At 55.6% G+C, this 16466-nt stretch carries 18 protein-coding genes and 1 tRNA gene; 11 read left to right on the top strand and 8 right to left on the bottom strand.

Going from position 1 to position 16466, the window contains the following annotated elements:
• On the bottom strand, window positions 1–188 hold a 188-nt coding region (locus tag B5F17_RS15015; RefSeq protein ID WP_206396735.1), incomplete at its 3' end, for a hypothetical protein.
• A 314-nt stretch (window positions 189–502) separates the two neighbouring features.
• Between B5F17_RS15015 and B5F17_RS12150 the strand changes: the two genes are divergently transcribed.
• The 4 genes from B5F17_RS12150 to B5F17_RS12135 all read left to right on the top strand — a co-directional run bounded on the left by B5F17_RS12150 (window position 503) and on the right by B5F17_RS12135 (window position 3379).
• Window positions 503–1555 carry a hypothetical protein gene (locus B5F17_RS12150; protein ID WP_087374204.1) on the top strand — a complete coding sequence of 351 codons (1053 nt, stop codon included), beginning with the start codon at window positions 503–505 and terminating at the stop codon, window positions 1553–1555.
• A gap of 146 nt (window positions 1556–1701) precedes the next feature.
• Window positions 1702–1787 (top strand) — tRNA-Leu (locus B5F17_RS12145).
• A gap of 226 nt (window positions 1788–2013) precedes the next feature.
• Entirely contained in the window at window positions 2014–2535 is a 522-nt protein-coding gene (locus tag B5F17_RS12140) for a putative immunity protein (protein WP_087374202.1), read from the top strand.
• Window positions 2536–2545: 10 nt separating this feature from the next.
• The gene (locus B5F17_RS12135; protein WP_087374200.1) at window positions 2546–3379 is read left to right on the top strand and encodes a GIY-YIG nuclease family protein; all 834 of its coding nucleotides are present in this window, start codon (window positions 2546–2548) and stop codon (window positions 3377–3379) included.
• A gap of 291 nt (window positions 3380–3670) precedes the next feature.
• Here B5F17_RS12135 and B5F17_RS12130 read toward each other — a convergent pair whose 3' ends face one another.
• The 4 genes from B5F17_RS12130 to B5F17_RS12115 form a co-directional block, all read right to left on the bottom strand.
• Window positions 3671–3898 (bottom strand): hypothetical protein, encoded by a 228-nt coding sequence (locus B5F17_RS12130; RefSeq protein ID WP_087374199.1) that lies wholly within the window; start codon window positions 3896–3898, stop codon window positions 3671–3673.
• Between the two features lies 1 nt (window position 3899).
• On the bottom strand, window positions 3900–4136 hold the full coding sequence (secG, locus tag B5F17_RS12125; RefSeq protein WP_016147742.1) for a preprotein translocase subunit SecG: 237 nt from the start codon (window positions 4134–4136) through the stop codon (window positions 3900–3902).
• Between the two features lie 133 nt (window positions 4137–4269).
• A complete protein-coding gene (locus tag B5F17_RS12120; protein WP_087374197.1) occupies window positions 4270–4803 on the bottom strand; it encodes a DUF8052 family protein in 534 nt (177 codons plus the stop codon).
• 6 nt (window positions 4804–4809) lie between these two features.
• The gene (locus B5F17_RS12115; RefSeq protein ID WP_087374195.1) at window positions 4810–5721 is read right to left on the bottom strand and encodes a nucleotidyltransferase family protein; all 912 of its coding nucleotides are present in this window, start codon (window positions 5719–5721) and stop codon (window positions 4810–4812) included.
• A 291-nt stretch (window positions 5722–6012) separates the two neighbouring features.
• Between B5F17_RS12115 and pyk the strand changes: the two genes are divergently transcribed.
• Complete coding sequence (pyk, locus tag B5F17_RS12110) at window positions 6013–7485, top strand: pyruvate kinase (RefSeq protein WP_087374194.1); 1473 nt, start codon at window positions 6013–6015, stop codon at window positions 7483–7485.
• A 1-nt stretch (window position 7486) separates the two neighbouring features.
• On the top strand, window positions 7487–8458 hold the full coding sequence (locus B5F17_RS12105; RefSeq protein WP_087374192.1) for an LCP family protein: 972 nt from the start codon (window positions 7487–7489) through the stop codon (window positions 8456–8458).
• A 272-nt stretch (window positions 8459–8730) separates the two neighbouring features.
• On the opposite strand, the gene B5F17_RS12100 is transcribed toward B5F17_RS12105, so the two are convergent.
• Window positions 8731–9129 carry a helix-turn-helix domain-containing protein gene (locus tag B5F17_RS12100; RefSeq protein WP_016147737.1) on the bottom strand — a complete coding sequence of 133 codons (399 nt, stop codon included), beginning with the start codon at window positions 9127–9129 and terminating at the stop codon, window positions 8731–8733.
• A 128-nt stretch (window positions 9130–9257) separates the two neighbouring features.
• On the bottom strand, window positions 9258–10031 hold the full coding sequence (locus B5F17_RS12095) for a glycosyltransferase family 2 protein (protein WP_078689089.1): 774 nt from the start codon (window positions 10029–10031) through the stop codon (window positions 9258–9260).
• Between the two features lie 266 nt (window positions 10032–10297).
• Between B5F17_RS12095 and B5F17_RS12090 the strand changes: the two genes are divergently transcribed.
• On the top strand, window positions 10298–10555 hold the full coding sequence (locus tag B5F17_RS12090) for an HPr family phosphocarrier protein (protein ID WP_016147735.1): 258 nt from the start codon (window positions 10298–10300) through the stop codon (window positions 10553–10555).
• Between the two features lie 116 nt (window positions 10556–10671).
• On the opposite strand, the gene B5F17_RS12085 is transcribed toward B5F17_RS12090, so the two are convergent.
• Window positions 10672–11037, bottom strand: a complete 366-nt coding sequence (locus tag B5F17_RS12085; protein ID WP_016147734.1) for a LytTR family DNA-binding domain-containing protein — start codon at window positions 11035–11037, stop codon at window positions 10672–10674.
• A gap of 329 nt (window positions 11038–11366) precedes the next feature.
• On the opposite strand from B5F17_RS12085, the gene B5F17_RS12080 reads away from it, so the two are divergent.
• From B5F17_RS12080 to hydA, 4 genes are all read left to right on the top strand, one after another.
• Window positions 11367–11960, top strand: coding sequence for a TetR/AcrR family transcriptional regulator (locus B5F17_RS12080; RefSeq protein WP_016147733.1), 594 nt, complete (start codon window positions 11367–11369; stop codon window positions 11958–11960).
• A gap of 108 nt (window positions 11961–12068) precedes the next feature.
• Window positions 12069–13400, top strand: a complete 1332-nt coding sequence (ssnA, locus tag B5F17_RS12075; RefSeq protein ID WP_087374190.1) for a putative aminohydrolase SsnA — start codon at window positions 12069–12071, stop codon at window positions 13398–13400.
• A 74-nt stretch (window positions 13401–13474) separates the two neighbouring features.
• A complete protein-coding gene (locus B5F17_RS12070; protein WP_087374189.1) occupies window positions 13475–15085 on the top strand; it encodes a hypothetical protein in 1611 nt (536 codons plus the stop codon).
• Window positions 15086–15100: 15 nt separating this feature from the next.
• Window positions 15101–16465 carry a dihydropyrimidinase gene (gene hydA, locus B5F17_RS12065; protein ID WP_087374187.1) on the top strand — a complete coding sequence of 455 codons (1365 nt, stop codon included), beginning with the start codon at window positions 15101–15103 and terminating at the stop codon, window positions 16463–16465.
• Window position 16466 lies beyond the last annotated feature (1 nt).

Below are 16466 nucleotides of genomic sequence, written 5' to 3'. Positions count from 1 at the left end.
TTTGAAGTCCTGTTACCCGCACCACATTTTTCATAACAAGTCTTTTCGGAACTGTATTGTAAGTTCTTTTTGCGCAGCAGTTCGGACAGGACTTGAACCCTGCGGGATTTCACATTCAAAACACAGTAGTGTTTTGAAGTCCTGTTACCCGCACCAAGATTATCATAGAAGTCTTTTCGGAACTGCATTGTAAGTTCTTTTTGCGCAGCAGTTCGGATAGGACTTGAATCCTGTGGGATTACATATTCAAAACACAGTAGTGTTTTGAAGTCCTGCTACCCGCACCGTGTTTTCATAATAAGTCTTTTTGCAACGGCATCGCAAGTTCTTTTTGCGCAGCAGTTTGGACAAGACTTGAACCCTGTAAAAGGCAGGGACAATCGAAAGAATGATAGCTGGGCGGCGTGTGTAAACGCGCCGTTTTGTCTATTCAAATTTAGGAAGGATGGCCGAAAACAGGCCGAATTGACCCGGTCGGGCAGTGCATAGGACGGTGAACCAGATGGTGAATCCATTTTTGAAAGACGGATATCTGATGCTGCATGCTTCACTCAATAAGCTGCCTATTTTGTGTGCGGACGATACAGCTAAGACGCGCTGTTCTTCCAAGGCGATTCATCGCATTGTGTGTGAATATCTGGCGGCACAGGGGCTGGAGAACGATGGAGACTGGCAGGCACGGTTTGTGGACTGCCTGATCGATCCCAAGTACGCTTCTTCCGCGCGTGCGCTGGTTGCGCAGGTTGCAGATGATATCGGCTCGATTTTCTGGACGCTCAAGGGCGGACAGGAGCACTGTGAGCGGTCGGACTGGGCTCCGGAGCACTGGGCATTTTGGCAGGGCATTCGCCGGTTTTATCTGGCGGGTGGACTGCTGCATGGGCCGATCGGAGCGATTTTGACCGAGGCTGTGCGCCGCAATCTGGAATCTCGCGGCCTTTCGGGCATTGAACTGCGCCTGACGGCACACCCGGCGGTGATTTCGCTCATTGGTGCGGCCAAGTACGCGGCGTTTCTGGGCAAGGATGCGCTGGTATTTGACTTCGGTCACAGTTATGTCAAGCGCGGATATGTGCTGCGTGAGGACGGAAACTTCGTGGTGCATACCTGCATGCGCAAGGCTTCCGAGTGGACACAGTGGGAGTGTGAGAGCGACTGCGCCGAGCGTGAGGCTGCGTATGCGCTGTCTGACTTTATCGAGCGCACTGTGCTGGAAATGCTGGACACCGTGACTGCGCGCGGGGCGGTCTGTGATGCGGCGGTCATCAGCATCGCGAACTATGTACACGAGGGCTGTTTTGTGTCGCGCGGTGGATATGGCAAGCTCAGACACGTACCCCAGCCCTATGACCGTTATTTGAGCGAGCGCATTGCAGCGCATACCGGAAAACATTTTACGGTATATTTGCTCCACGACGGCACAGCGGGAGCGTATGGCGCACAGGGAGAAAACTGGCAGGAAGAAGCATTCGTGGGCTTTGGCACCTCGCTTTCGGTTGGATTTCCGTGCGAAAAGATGGATTTTCCGTTCTCTTACACTGTGGTAAGTGACTAAATATCCGGTGGTCGGATGCTGACGATGAGGGAGCGGAAAACCCTTCAAAAAATTTTTTCGACAAATTGAAAAATAATGCTTGCAATTTCGTGAAAAGCGTGTATAATAAATGATGTTGCTGATAGCGACGCCCCAAAAGAAAAAATGCAGATGTGGCGGAATGGCAGACGCGCTAGCTTCAGGTGCTAGTGCTCGCAAGGGCGTGTGGGTTCAAGTCCCACCATCTGCACCAAAAATCCCGAATGCGACAGCGTTCGGGATTTTTACTTATTACTTATTCGCTATTCACTCTTCACTTACTTCTTCTGCCTGCCCGGGATTTTTGGAGGGAATAGGTAATAGAGAAAAGGGAAGAAGTATAGTGTGCTGTTTGTGCAGTGCTGCGAGGTTAAGAGCTGTTATGTAAGGACACCTGAAGGTGTCTTTTTGTTTTCTGTGACAGAAAAGAGGGAAAGTGCATGGCAAAACTGAGGAAAATGCTGGGCAAGGCCGATGATGCGGAGATCGTGACATTCATGCGGCAGATTGAAACCCAGAGCAAGACAACTCTTGCGCGTTGGGCGGCAGACTGTGCAAAGAACTGGTATCTGCCGATTGCACAGGCAGCCGATCCGACAGATTGCCTGAGTCATCTGCTGGACACGGTTCAGGCATGTCTGGAAGGAAAGGCGACCCAAAAGCAGCTGAAAGAACAACTGCGGGAGGGGCGAGGACTGGCGCAGCGCATGACCGAACCGGCGGTGCAGGCGGCAGCGCGGGCGATTGTGACCGCTTGCGGTGTGCTTCAGACGCCGACCAATGCGCTGGGATTTTGTTTTTATGGCGCGGCCGCTGCGGCATATCATGAGTTAGGCTTGGAACGATCGGCAGTCGACTATGACAGTCGTGCACGCGTCGAGTTTGAGCGCTTGTCGCAGACGCTGAAACAGGTCATGGTACCGGATGAAGCAGACCCGGTGCAGGTAGATTGGAATTGCTGAGGAAATACGCATGGAATACGTATATATATTAGAATGCGCAGACGGTACGCTGTACACCGGCTGGACAAATGACTTGACTGCACGCCTCGCAGCGCACAACAGTGGACGCGGTGCCAAGTACACGCGTGGACGTGCGCCGGTCAAGCTGGCGTTCAGCGAGGTGTTTGATGATCGCTCGGAGGCGCTGGGCTATGAGGCGGCGCTCAAGAAGCTGACGCGGACAGAAAAACTTAACTTGATTGCTGGACGGCGTGCGGCAGACGGCGAGTATTTGACTGTGCTGGACGCGCAGGGACGCGCGTGTGGAGATCAGCCGCGCGCAGTCGTGCATCGTCAGGGACTGCGGCACGCAGTCGTACATCTGTGGGTACTGGAAACCCAAGACGGTGTACCGGGTGTGTGGCTCCAGCGCCGGGCGCTCGACCGTCCGCTGTATCCGGGACGGTACGATCAGGCGGCGACCGGTCACATCGGTGCGGGTGAGCAGCCGTGCGAGGCGATTGTGCGGGAAGCGCGGGAGGAATGTGGTTTGGTGGTCGATCCGGATGATTTGACCATGCTGGACATGCCCTGTCACCAGCGTTACGCGCGGCCGGATGGCGGACTGGATGACGAGATGGCATATGTTTTTCTGTACGACCGCAAGCCGGGACAGGCGTTTGCACCGGGCAGCGAGGTGATCGGCATGCGCTGGGTATCGCTGGCAGCCTTTGGGCACACGCTCGAGACCGGAGAACCGCTTATTTGGCCGGATGGGGAAGCGCTGGACGTAGATGGTCTGGCGTGTTATCATCCTGCGGAGTGGAAAGCGGTCAAGCGATGGCTGACCGGACAGCGCGGATAGATTAGGGCATAAAAATACCCTGTCTGGGTTTCCGGACAGGGTATTTCAGATTGTCGAAAAGTCTTTTCGCGCCGCAGCGCGTTTGCAATGACACAAAAAGTCAGGACATGTGCCTGACTTTTTGTTCAGCAAAATGCCCGGAATCGCTCATTTATGCGCGATTTTGGGCATTCTTCGTCCAGAGTGCTATGCACGGCGGACGCTGGTTCGTCGAAAAACCGCAGTTTTTCGACGAGCTAAAAAAATACCCCGTCTGGCATGCCAGACGGGGTATTTTTTGACTCTTATTCGTTAGCGCAGGGTTGCGCCGATGGCACAGGCAGCAATCAGAAAGACAGCTGCGGCCGCTGCGCTGCACACCGCATAATGGCGGCATTTCTTAGCAGCAGGGGATTCCGTGCCGAGTTTGGCCGTTTCGCTGTTCGGGCCGGTCAGACGGCCGTACTTCATCTGGAAGAAGATGACGAGCAGGGCGCATACGGCGAACGCGGCGAAGAATACGGCAAGAAGCAGCTTCATGTCAGATACAGTTCATAACGACTGCGATGACGACGAAGATGACGCCGATGGCAGTGGTCAGACGGGACAGCGTGCGCTGCATATTGCTTGCCTTGGACTGGCCGAAGAAGGTGTCTGCGCCGCCGGCGATCGAGCCGGACAGACCCTGACGAGCACCCTGCTGGAGCAGGACGACGACGGTCAGGAATACGCAGGCAATGACTTCCACGATGGAAAGGACTAACTTCAGGGTACCCATTTTCATTCCTCCGAAACTATTGCTTTAGATTCTATCTCGAGTCAGGCCCAGGAAAGGGCGCATTTGCATATCTGTCATCATAGCACAAAAATGTATGCTTTGCAAGGGTAAACGGGGAAAAAACGGGGAAAAATCAGGGAAGAGCCGGACGCAGGAGGTTGACGAGCGGAGCGCCCAGACGGTTGGCGTGAATCTTGCCGGAAGAGGCGTCGACGACAGCCAGACGGATGGACGACCAGCCGCTCTCGGGCGCGCGGTAGTTTACCTCGCTGGCATAGCGGCGCAGACGGCGCAGTGCGGCCGGGTCACATTCACGGCAGACCAGAACAACGCTGATGAGCGTGAACAGGTGGTGCGGGTCGGCCTTGACCAGATTTTTCTGGAGGGTCAGCGCGTACTGCCACCAGTCTTCGAGCGTGTCCTTGTCCAGATGGGGGACGGAGAAGAGCAGGCGGTGTTCGTTGCTGTGCAGGGTGGATGCGCCGACCGAGATGAGGCCGAGTACCTTCTGCTCGGCGTAGCTTTCAAACCAAGCGTGCAGAGCGGTCAGGCGACCTTCGACCGATACGTTATGCACCGACTGAAAGGCATCATCCAGACCGTTTTCCATATTATCGCGCAGTTTGGTGAAGTATACGCTGAAATCGACGGGAGTGTTGGTGTTCATAGGCGTTTAGAGATCCTCCGGGTATTGTCCGGCTTCGGTCATCGCGCGCAGCGCCTGCTGTACGGTGGGCTTGTCCTCCTGATAGGTGACGCCGAACCACTTTGCGCTTGTGGTCAGCACCTTGGCAGTCGCCTTGCCCTGACGGATGAGGGTATCGACCGCAGCGGGCAGGTAGAACTCGGCCTTCATGGGATCGGTCAGCAGCTTGCCGGCGAAGAAGTCGCGCAGCTGCGCGTCCAGCTCGCGCAGGAAGGAGGGGGTGAAGCCCCAGAGGTTCATGGAAACCGGGGTGCCGGGAGCGATCTCGCCGCCCTCACCATCGGTGAAGCGGATGACACCGTCAGCTTCGCGGGCAATCTTGGTGCGCTCGATGATGTCGGACAGGAAACCGTCGGCATCGGTGGTGCATACACCGCGGGAAACCGTACCGTTTTCGGTCAGGGTGTTCTCGACGGCGTAACCAACCATGCAGTAGCGGTACTTGTCGTCGTCGGCAGCCTCGGACAGGAAGTTGTACATCTTCTGGAATGCGTCAGCGCCGTAGAAATCATCGGCGTTGATGACAGCAAAGGGAGCGTCAACCGTGTCGCGGATGCAGTAGACCGCGTGACCGGTGCCGAGCGGCTTTTCACGGCCTTCGGGAACGGTTAAATCGTCCGGAATTGCAGACAGCGTTTGATAAACGTAATCGACTTGCATCAAGCGGCGCGCCTTGCTGCCGATGGCCTGCTCAAAGGCCTCGGTCAGCTCGGGTTTGATGATGAAAACCACGCGGCGGAAGCCGGCGCGATAAGCGTCGTAGATGGAATAATCGAGAATGATCTGACCGTTCGGACCGAGCGGATCGATCTGCTTGAGGCCGCCGTAGCGCGAACCCATACCGGCAGCCATAATCACCAAAACAGGGGAGTTGGACATATTTCCGGTCTCCTTTCAGAAATTTATGTCTCAAAATGTAATCAAAAGATATCTTTATTATACCCGAATCGTGCAAAAGTGGCAAGTGCGTAAGGGGCAAAATTCACGAATCGGCCCAGCCAAAGCAGGGGAATTTTCAACAAGGTGGAAAAAATGAAAGTTTGGATGCGTGAACGCTGAGGAATACATTGCAAAGAACGCGGTAAAATGATAAAATGTGTAAGGTTAAAAAATAATTTTATTGTACGGTTTTTGTTGATTTGTTTATAACGAAGTGAGGTAGATGTTTTTATGATGCGCAGAACAAAAATTATCTGTACGCTCGGCCCTGCAACCGACGACAAGCAGGTACTCAAGGATATGATGCTGGCGGGTATGAACGTTGCCCGTATGAACTTCAGCCACGGTTCGCACGAAGAGCACAAGCAGAGAATGGATCTGGTCAAGGAGTGCCGTGCAGAGCTGGGCCTGCCCATCGGTATCATGCTCGACACCAAGGGTCCCGAGATCCGCACCAAGACTTACAAGAACGGCAAGATCGAGATTCAGGACGGCCAGACCTTTACCCTGACCACCCGTGAGGTTGAGGGCGACGAGAGCATCGTTTCCATCACCTACGAGGGTCTGCCGAGAGACGTACAACCCGGCACCCGCATCCTGATCGACGACGGTCTGATCGCGTTCGAGGTTCAGGAGATCAAGGACGGCACCGATATCGTATGTAAGGCGCTCAACGGCGGTCCGCTCTCCAACCGTAAGTCCATCAATGTTCCGGGCATCAAGCTGAACATGCCTTTCGTATCCGAGAAGGATCGCGCAGACATCATCTTCGGTCTGCAGCAGGGCATTGACTTCATCGCAGCTTCCTTCACCCGCACCAAGCAGGACATCCTTGACATCAAGGCAATCCTGAAGGAGTACGGTCAGGAGGATATCCAGATCATCGCGAAGATCGAGAACATGGAAGGCGTCAACAACATCCGTGAGATCCTGTCCGAGTGTGCAGGTCTGATGGTTGCCCGCGGCGACCTGGGTGTTGAGGTACCGTTCTACGAGCTGCCGGAGATTCAGAAGCACCTGATCAAGACCGCAATTGCAAACGGCAAGCGCGTTGTCACTGCAACCCAGATGCTGGATTCCATGTCCAAGAACCCGCGTGCAACCCGCGCCGAGGTTTCCGACGTTGCAAACGCAGTATTCGACGGCACTTCGGCTATCATGCTGTCCGGTGAGACCTCTGTCGGTAAGTATCCGGTTGAGACCGTTCGCACCATGTCCCTGATCGCGTCCAACGCTGAGGCGACCATCCACTATGACCGCCGCCGTGTTACCCGTGACGAGTTCAAGGAAATGAACATGAAGGGCGAGCGCAAGACCAATGCCATCGCACACGCAACCTGCACCACCTCCGCTGACCTGGGCGCAAAGTGCATCGTTGCTGTTACCCAGTCCGGTTCCACTGCTTACGCAGTTTCTTCCTTCCGTCCGGGCACCAGCATCGTTGGTGCAACCTACTGCGAGAAGACCTTCCACCGCATGACCATGTCCTGGGGCGTTACCCCGGTGCTGATCAAGCAGGTCAACTCCGGTACCGAGCTGTACACCCAGGCTGTTCGCGCAGCTGTTGAGGCTTGCAAGGTACAGCAGGGCGACATCATCACCGTTACCGCTGGTATGCCGGTTGGTCACGTTCACTACACCAATACGCTGCGTCTGATCGAGGTCACTCAGGCCTACATCGACATGGCTTTCGAGGATCAGTAAGATGAGTGCGCGGCGGCTGTTCCGGATTATACGACGCTGGCTGACCCTGATTGTCGTGGCCGTAGTGCTGTTTTTCGGCGTGCGGGCAGGCTTTGGGCTTTTGACCGGCATTCAATATAACCGGGACACCGAGTCGCTGCGAGGCGCTGACCTTGCAGTGGGTGACAAGGGCGACAGCAGCGTGACCAATATCGCGCTGTTCGGTGTCGACGCGGATAACGACGGCACCAGACGGTCGGACTGCATGATGGTTCTGTCACTGGACAGCAGCCGCGGCAAGGTCAAGATCACCTCGCTCATGCGCGACTCCAAGGTTGAAATCGATAGACACGGAGAGGCCAAGCTCAACCACTCGTACAGCTACGGTGGACCGGCGCTGGCCATCCGCACGATCAACCAGAACTTTGATTTGGATATTGAGCACTTTGTGCAGGTCGACTTCTCGCAGATGGCCAACCTCATCGGCGCACTGGGCGGCGTTGAGATTGACGTCAAGGAGAATGAGATCAAGGAGCTCAACAAGTTTATCGGTGAGTATTGCCGTGCAGCCGGTGTCCCTGAATGCCCGGTCGAGAAGTCCGGCAAGCAGATGCTCAACGGTATTCAGGCGATGAGCTACGGTCGTATCCGCAAGGGCGGTACGGGCGATGACTGGGCGCGTGTAGAACGTCAGGGCGTCGTACTGGAAGCCATGTTTGACCGTATCCGCGGCCTGTCCGTTCCCGAGCTCATTCAGCTCGCACCCAAAATGCTCAAATACGTAACCTCGGATTTGTCGCTGACCCGGATTACCGGCCTTGCAGTCGGTATGCTCAAACACGGTATGCCGACCATCGAGCACGGACGTGTTCCGGTGGATGGTGCATGGAGTTACGGCGGCAGTCAGGGACAGTATATCGTCTTCGACGTGGAACAGGCTGCCCAGCAGCTGGGCGATTATATCTATAACGATGTTCCGCTGACGAGCAAATAAGGATTATATTGGGTCCGGGCCTGCGGCCCGGCGCGATCCAGCCGCGCAGCCCGTAGGCCACTATCCTTATTCCCGCGCTGTGCGCGGATAAGATGAGTGTGCTGGCCGCCGTCCGCAGACGGCGGAATCCCCAATTGATTCCCGGTCTCCGACCCGGGAATCAACTAAAAGATTGCTTTTCAGACCCGAGCCTAGTGCTCGGGTCTTTTTTTATTTCTTCAACTTTCCTATAAAAACAGAACGCCGCACCAATCGGTGCGGCGTTTTTGTGTTCAGTCGTGTTCGCGGGATTCGCGCAGCCAGCGGTAGAAGGTAGACACCGAGACGTGCAGTCTCTGGGCAGCTTCTTCGGCTGAAATCTGATGCGATTCGTACAGATCACGAATTTTGGAAAAGCGCTTGTCCGAGCACTTCTTGCTCGGCCGACCCAGATTTACCCCTTGTTTCTGAGCCGCAATGCGTCCGGCGCGCTGACGGTTATACAAATCACGCTGCGCAGCGGCCTTCGCCTCTGCAAGCGTGTCTGCAATGAGATCGCAAACGAGCTGACGCAGTGTACCATCGCCGACCGGCTCCTCGAGCGCCTCAGCCGGAATCCCCAAAGCTTCCAGACGCGCTGCGAGCATGCGCTCGATCTTGTCGTGGTCAACTGTTTGATATCCTGGAATCATTGATTGTCCTCCCTTTTCGCCTCAATCAAACACGCCTGCGCGTGTAAGTCTTGAAACTTATCTTATTTTATAACAAAAACTGCCAGAGGACAAGCGGTTCGGACGAAAATTCGCAGAAAAAACAAAATTCAGTTGTCTTTTGCCGAAGCGATGAGATAGCGGTAGATCTGCGGCTTGAACTGTTCGTACAACCCAAGACCGGTATAAAGTGCTCGATAATACTCAAAAAGATTGAGTTTGGTGGTCAAAGTGCGTCCAATTGTGAGCGCACCGGTCAAACTGCCGCCGCGCTTGCGATAATAGTAGATGGGCGTTTGCAGGGCGCAGAAGGTCTGCGCGTAACGAATATACTCCAGATTGAACTGGAAGTCCTCACTCCACTGCAAAGCCTCATTGCAGCGGATATCATGCTCTAAAATGAGGTTACGCCGATAGAGCTTGTTCCACATGACGCCATAGTAAAAGCTGGCCGGTTCGTCGAGCAGATGACGAGCGAACAGACGCTGATCCATGACGCGGGTGGACTGCAAAAATCCATAGACCGAGATTTTGTCATCGACGACCCGGCAGAAGTGGGAGATGACCAGATCTGCGCCGGTCTCCTCGGCGCGTTCGACGAGCAGGCGGGTGGCGTTTGCGTCCAGCCAGTCGTCGCTGTCGACGAATTGCAGGTACTTGCCGCGCGCGCGTTCAATGGCCAGATTGCGCGTTGCGGAAACGCCGCTGTTCTCCTTGTCGATCACGCAGAACCTGGGATCGCGCTGGGCGTACATGCGGCAGATTTGCAGACTCGCGTCGCTCGAGCCGTCGTTGACCAGCAGAACTTCGATATTTTGATAGCGCTGGCGGCGCACACTCTCGATGCAGGTTGCAAGGTCGGGAGCGGCGTTGTAAACCGGGATGATAATGCTGACAAGCGGTGTATCGGTATTCAGGGGGATACATCTCCTTTATCGAATGAAATGGGGTTGAAAACTTTGTGGTACATTTTTGGTATATTTTTATTATAACATAGGATGTGATACAAAAGTTATGGTTTTTTGTAAAATTTTATCGCAGATCGCGCGGAGAAATTGCCTGTCAGCATTGACGGAATGGCCATCAGGCAGTACAATAAGAATACCCCCTAACCTTCGGGGACAGATTCTGAAAGAGAGGTACCAGGAATATGAAGGAGTTTGATTACACGATTCAGGACGCACTGGGCATCCACGCTCGTCCGGCAGGCCAGCTGGTTAAGGTTGTTAAGGGCTTTTCGAGCAAGGTTACCCTGCACAAGGACGGCAAGGCTGTTGACGCAACCCGTCTGATGAGTCTGATGGGTATGGGTGTAAAGCAGGGCGATGCACTGCACATCACCGTCGAGGGCGAGGACGAGGCAGCAGCTTGCGAGGCTCTGCAGAAGTTCTTCACCGAGAACCTGTAATCTTACAATATTACAAAATAAAAAGACAGCCAAAGGGCTGTCTTTTTTTGTGCTGCGAAAACCGGCGATTGAGAAATAGAGACGCTCCGGCCATGAAACCGGAGCCATGCCGGTTATCAGGTGATATCTGCCTTTTGCCAAAAATAATCCGCGCAGATACGCCGAACTTCGGGTCTGCTCCGGATGGAGATGGGGACAGATGCTCCGCCGTCGGTGATCAGCGCGTCCTTTTCAACCGAAGAGACATGGTCGAGGTTGACCAGAAAGCTGCGGTTGCAGCGGATGAACTGTCCGGAAGGGAGACGGTTTTGGATATCCTTGAGCGGCATGTTGGTTTCATGCTGTACGCCTGCGTTGCAATGCACAATACATTTCCAGTCAAAGACCTCGATGAAGTGGATCTCGGAGACCGGGATCTCCAGTCGGGCACGCTTGGAAATGATGCGCAGATGGGGGGGTAGGTTTTCGTTGCTCGGGAGCATATATCCTCACCGCCTTTCTTGTAGGGACAGGAGAAAAAATCCCGACCCTCTCCTTCTGAGGAGTGATATGCTCAGAATATTTTATTGTAACTCTATTCTATCATGTCTGGTACAATAAAGCTAATCTTGCAGGCCATTTTTTTGCTCTGTACCCCTGTTATTTACAAGAAGTATTATCTCTCTCCGTTCAAAATCTGGTGTATTTCCACAAAACCGGTTTTATGATTTGTGCCCCGCCGCTTGACAGAGGCTTGTCAAACAGGTATACTAAAGAAAATATAAGTTTGGTTATCTGACCAAAAATATAGCGCGCAGGGAGACTGAGGCCTATGACAGAAGGCAAATACGCCCGTGAAGAAAACACCGAAGAACGCATACTGGATGCAGCGTTCGACGTCGTGTATGAAAAGACAATCAGCGGCACACGCATGGCACTGATCGCCGAGCGAGCCGGGATGTTCCAATCCAACATCCATTATTATTTTAAATCCAAGCACGAGCTGATGCTCGCCGTGCAAAAGAAGGTCTTTGACCGCTGCGCGGAGTTGCAGGAAGCACTTCTGTCCAGCTGCGGCAGTTCTCTTCCTGAACGCATCGGCGTCTTTTGGGGACAAAAACGTGAGTTCATCGTCAACGAACAGCGATACGACTTCGCAGAGCTCGATTTCTGGGTACAGGCTCGAGTGGACGAGGCGGTCAAGGCGGCGTTTGTTGATTCGTTCCGCGTATGGCGGGGCAAAATTGCAAGTATGCTCAAAGAATTTCAGGTCCCAGATGAGCGGGCGGAAATGCTGGCGGCGGTCATGACCTCCATGATGGAGGGCGCGTCGTTCCAGTACCTGATCGATCCGGCCGCGTTCGATATTGACGCCTATTTCGATTATTGCACGCAAATGGTCATTCGAGAGATTCGAAACGGCTGATTTTTAGAGGACGCGAGCCCGGAAGGGTTTGCGTCCTTTTTGTTTTCGGTAGAAAACGCTAATAAATGGAAGAGTAATTTGTGAGAAACGGAGAAAAGAGGAGGCAATATGAAAAAGCTATTGACAAATGGCACAGTTTTGACCAGGGATGCCGCGCAGCCGATGGTGGAACAGGGTGCAGTATTGTTTGAGGATGGCGTGATTGTGGAAGTCGGTACGGCGGCTGCACTGGAGCAGGCGCATCCCGACGCAGAACGCATCGACGCCAAGGGCGGCATCATCCTGCCCGGCTTCATCAACGCGCACCATCATATCTATTCGGCTTTCGCACGCGGTCTGTCCATTCCGGGCAACTGCGCAACCGATTTCCCCGGCGTGCTTGAGGGTACCTGGTGGAACATCGACCGTCACCTGATGCGTCCCATGACCCGCATGTCCGCGTACATGACCCTCATCGAGGGCATCCGCTCGGGCGTGACCACCATTTTCGATCATCACGCTTCGTTCGGTGAGATCGAAGGCAGCCTGGACGAGATCGCCGAGGCGGCGACCACCCTGGGCGTGCGTGCCTGCCTGTGCTATGAGATTTCCGACCGCGACGGTGCGGAAAAGGCACGCCAGAGCGTTCTGGAAAATGAGCGCTTCGAGAACTACTGCAAGACCGACAAGTCCGGCCTGCTGGCGGCGATGTGCGGCATGCATGCATCGTTCACCATCTCTGAGGAGACCATGGCCTTTGCGCGCGAGCACACCAACGCAGGCTTCCACATCCACGTCTGCGAGGGCGCATACGACCGCGACCATTGCAGCGCAACCTATCACGAGACCGTTGTACATCGTCTGGCACGTCACGGCATTCTGGGCGAGCAGACCATCTGCGGTCACTGCGTCTACCTGACCGACGAAGACCGCCGCATGCTGGCCGAGACCGGCACGGCAGTCGTACACAATCCCCAGTCCAACATGGGCAACGCGGTTGGTGTCACCGATATCCTGAAGCTCTTCGGTGCAGGCGTGACCGTTGGTCTTGGCACCGACGGCTTCACCTCGGATATTTTGGAGTCGGTCAAGACCGCGAACGTACTGGTCAAGCACATGAACCAGCATCCGTCTATCGGCTTCGGCGAGGTCATGGACATGGCCTTTGTCAACAACGCCAAGCTGGCCGACCGCCACTTCGGAGATACCTGCGGTGTCATCCGTCCGGGCGCACGCGCCGACCTGATCGTGTCCGATTACCGTCCGATGACCCGTCTGGGCCCGGACAACATCAACGGTCACATCACCTTCGGCATGAACGGCCACAACGTAACAACCACCATCTGCGGCGGCCGCGTGCTGATGCAGGATCGTGAACTCGTCGGCATCGATGAGGAGAAGATCCAGCACGAATGCCGTGCACAGGCAGATGCGCTGTGGAAGTCGCTCGGCGCACACTAAATTTGTTGTTTGAATGGAAGAGAGCATAGAGAAACCATATCATTGCGATGGAGATTTGAGAAGGAGAGAAAAACATGAGTGACAAGATGAGAGCCATCCCCTTTGCGGAGCTGCTGACCACTTCGCTGCACGACTTCCGTGAGAAAAAAGAGCTGTACCACGTTCCGGTCGCAGACAGTGTACCTGATCTCGGCATAACCATGGCCGGTCGTCCGCTGTCCTGCCCGGTTGGCCCCGCTGCCGGCCCGCACACCCAGCTGGCACAGAACCTGATCGCAGGTTTCGGCGCCGGTGCGCGCGTATTCGAGCTCAAGACTGTGCAGATTCTGTACGGCGAGCAGCTGGGCATCCAGAAGCCCTGCATCTGGACGGGCGATGAGGCGTACAATATCGAGTGGAGCACCGAGCTGACCATCGAGGGCGCACGCGACGAGTATATCCGCGCTTACATTATTCTGCACCTGCTGGCACGTGAGTTTGGTCTGGACGACAAGTTCCAGTTCCACGCAAGCGTGGGCTACAACCTCGAGGGCATCCAGAGCCCGACCGTAGACGGATTCCTCAATGCAATGCGCGACGCATCGGGTACCGATGCTTGGAAGGAAGGCATCGACTGGACGCTTTCGCACCTCGACCTGTTCGAGCATGTAGACGCGGACTTTGTGCGCAGCATTGACCCGTGCGTGACCCAGTTTGTCACCCTGTCCACCATGCATGGCTGCCCGGCAGACGAGATCGAGCGCATCGCGTCCTATCTGCTGACCGAGAAGGGCTTCCATACCTATATTAAGTGCAACCCGACCCTCGTCGGCTACGAGCGCGTTAAGACCCTGCTCGAAGACCTGGGCTACGGCTATATTTCCTTCGACACCACCCACTTTGACCACGACCTCAAGCTGGACGATGCGATTGCAATGCTCGGCCGTCTGCGCGAGAAGGCTGCGGCTTGCGGCCGTGAGTTCGGCGTCAAGCTGACCAACACCTTCCCGGTTCAGATTCGCCGCGGCGAGCTGGCTGGCGATGCAATGTACATGTCGGGCAAGCCACTGTTCCCGCTGGCAATCAACGTTGCCCGCATCCTGAGCGAGGCGTTCGACGGCGAGCTGCCGATCTCTTTCTCGGGCGGTATCGACCTGCACAACATCACCGACGTGGTCGCTTGCGGCATCGCACCGGTCACCGTGGCCACCCTGCTGCTCAAGGCAGGCGGCTACAAGAACCTGACCCGTCTGGCAAAGGCAATGCCCGAGAGCGTTCCGTCCAAGGTAGACGTTGCAAAGCTGACCGCACTGTGTGACGCACTGGTTGCTGATGACTACTACCACAAGAAGGCCGACCGTCCGCGTCCGGCACGTCCGGAATCCTTCCCGGAGGCTTGCTACAAGTGCAGAAACTGCGTGGATGTCTGCCCCAACCGTGCAAACTATCCCATCCCCGAACTCAAGATGGCCATTCATATTGATGCTTACTGCAACGAGTGCGGCAACTGCGCTTGCCTGTGCCCGATCGGCATCATTCCCTATAAGGACAAATTCACCCTGTTCTCCTGCGAGGAGGATTTCAACGATTCGACCAATGACGGCTTCCTTGGCCGCGAGAAGTACCGCTGGCATGGCCAGGTCGGCACCGATTTCGCCCTGCTGCCTGAGGAACTGCGTCGTGCGATCGATGTCGTGCTTGGCTGAGGAGGCGAGCAAACCATGACGACCTGTATTCAAAACGGTACGCTGGTCACGGGCGCGGAGACGCGCCCGGGTGACCTGCTGATCGAAAACGGCATTATTCAGAAGGTAGGCGTTGGCCTGTCGGGCGATCACAACATCGACGCGACCGGCTGCCTGGTATTCCCGGGCTTTATCGACGGACATACCCACATGGATATGCCGGTCTCGGGCACGGTGACTGCCGACGACTTTAAGACCGGCTCGGAAGCTGCGCTGGTAGGCGGTACCACCATGCTTATTGACTTTGCTACCCAGGACAAGGGCGGCACGCTCAAAGACGCGCTGCGCGTATGGCACGAGCGTGCCGACGGCAAGTGTGCTTGTGACTACGGCTTCCATATGGCAGTCACCGACTGGAATGAGCAGACCCGCCGCGAGCTGCACGAGATGGCAGACGCAGGCGTGACTTCGTTCAAGGCATACTACGCTTACGATGCCCTGATGGTAGACGACCGCGAGATGTACGATCTGCTGTGCGAGATGCGCGAGATCGGCGGCATTCTGGGCGTACACTGTGAGAACGGCCCGGTGCTCGACCGCCTGCGCGAGAAGGCAGTCGCAGCCGGACACACCAGCCCGGCATGGCATCCGCGTACCCGTCCGTCCATCGTGGAGGGCGAAGCGGTTTCCCGCTTCCTGCGCATTGCCGATCTGGCAGGCGCACCGGCGTGGATTGTCCATCTGTCCACCGCCGACGGCCTGAGCGAGATTCGCGCGGCACGCGAGCGCGGCCAGCAGGTACTGGTCGAGAGCTGTCCGCAGTACTTCACCCTGACTGAAGAAGTGTACAACAAGCCCGATTTCGAGGGCGCAAAGTATGTCTGCTCGCCGCCGCTGCGTCCGCAGTCCGATCAGGATGCACTCTGGCAGGCACTGGAAAACGGCGAGATCGACATTCTGTCCACCGATCACTGTTCTTTCAACTTCAAGGGGCAGAAGGAGATGGGACGAGACGACTTCACCAAGATTCCCAACGGTATGCCCGGCATCGAGCACCGTCCGACCGTCATGTACACCGCAGCGGTCGCGTCCGGACGCATTCCGGTCACCGCACTGTGCCAGATGCTGGCCGAGAACCCGGCCAAGATGTTCGGCGTGTGGTCGCGCAAGGGCAGTCTGGACGTGGGCAAGGATGCCGACATCGTCATCTATGACCCCAAGGCCGATTTTACCATCTCGGCGGAAAATCAGCATCATAACTGTGATTATACCCCGTTTGAGGGATTCCGCACGGCGGGCTCGGTGCGCGACGTATTTTTGAGCGGCGCACACGCAGTGCAGAACGGCAAACTGGTCGAGACCGGGCGCGGACGGTACATCCCGCGTGATAAAATGAGGTGAA

It is taken from the genome of Butyricicoccus pullicaecorum, assembly GCF_002160355.1.
Lineage (GTDB): Bacteria > Bacillota > Clostridia > Oscillospirales > Butyricicoccaceae > Butyricicoccus > Butyricicoccus pullicaecorum.
The sequence above is the reverse complement of the archived record's forward strand: the minus strand, read 5'-3'. Positions and strand labels throughout refer to the sequence as shown.

What these genes read in the sequence shown, in the direction of transcription:
- ssnA (WP_087374190.1), top strand. Translation starts at nt 12,069, where the DNA reads ATGAAAAAGCTATTGACAAATGGCACAGTTTTGACCAGGGATGCCGCG.
- B5F17_RS12120 (WP_087374197.1), bottom strand. Translation starts at nt 4,803, where the DNA reads ATGAACACCAACACTCCCGTCGATTTCAGCGTATACTTCACCAAACTG.
- B5F17_RS12100 (WP_016147737.1), bottom strand. Translation starts at nt 9,129, where the DNA reads ATGATTCCAGGATATCAAACAGTTGACCACGACAAGATCGAGCGCATG.
- pyk (WP_087374194.1), top strand. Translation starts at nt 6,013, where the DNA reads ATGATGCGCAGAACAAAAATTATCTGTACGCTCGGCCCTGCAACCGAC.
- B5F17_RS12140 (WP_087374202.1), top strand. Translation starts at nt 2,014, where the DNA reads ATGGCAAAACTGAGGAAAATGCTGGGCAAGGCCGATGATGCGGAGATC.
- B5F17_RS12090 (WP_016147735.1), top strand. Translation starts at nt 10,298, where the DNA reads ATGAAGGAGTTTGATTACACGATTCAGGACGCACTGGGCATCCACGCT.
- B5F17_RS12105 (WP_087374192.1), top strand. Translation starts at nt 7,487, where the DNA reads ATGAGTGCGCGGCGGCTGTTCCGGATTATACGACGCTGGCTGACCCTG.
- B5F17_RS12130 (WP_087374199.1), bottom strand. Translation starts at nt 3,898, where the DNA reads ATGAAGCTGCTTCTTGCCGTATTCTTCGCCGCGTTCGCCGTATGCGCC.
- B5F17_RS12070 (WP_087374189.1), top strand. Translation starts at nt 13,475, where the DNA reads ATGAGTGACAAGATGAGAGCCATCCCCTTTGCGGAGCTGCTGACCACT.
- B5F17_RS12080 (WP_016147733.1), top strand. Translation starts at nt 11,367, where the DNA reads ATGACAGAAGGCAAATACGCCCGTGAAGAAAACACCGAAGAACGCATA.
- B5F17_RS12150 (WP_087374204.1), top strand. Translation starts at nt 503, where the DNA reads ATGGTGAATCCATTTTTGAAAGACGGATATCTGATGCTGCATGCTTCA.
- B5F17_RS12115 (WP_087374195.1), bottom strand. Translation starts at nt 5,721, where the DNA reads ATGTCCAACTCCCCTGTTTTGGTGATTATGGCTGCCGGTATGGGTTCG.
- B5F17_RS12135 (WP_087374200.1), top strand. Translation starts at nt 2,546, where the DNA reads ATGGAATACGTATATATATTAGAATGCGCAGACGGTACGCTGTACACC.
- hydA (WP_087374187.1), top strand. Translation starts at nt 15,101, where the DNA reads ATGACGACCTGTATTCAAAACGGTACGCTGGTCACGGGCGCGGAGACG.
- B5F17_RS12085 (WP_016147734.1), bottom strand. Translation starts at nt 11,037, where the DNA reads ATGCTCCCGAGCAACGAAAACCTACCCCCCCATCTGCGCATCATTTCC.
- secG (WP_016147742.1), bottom strand. Translation starts at nt 4,136, where the DNA reads ATGGGTACCCTGAAGTTAGTCCTTTCCATCGTGGAAGTCATTGCCTGC.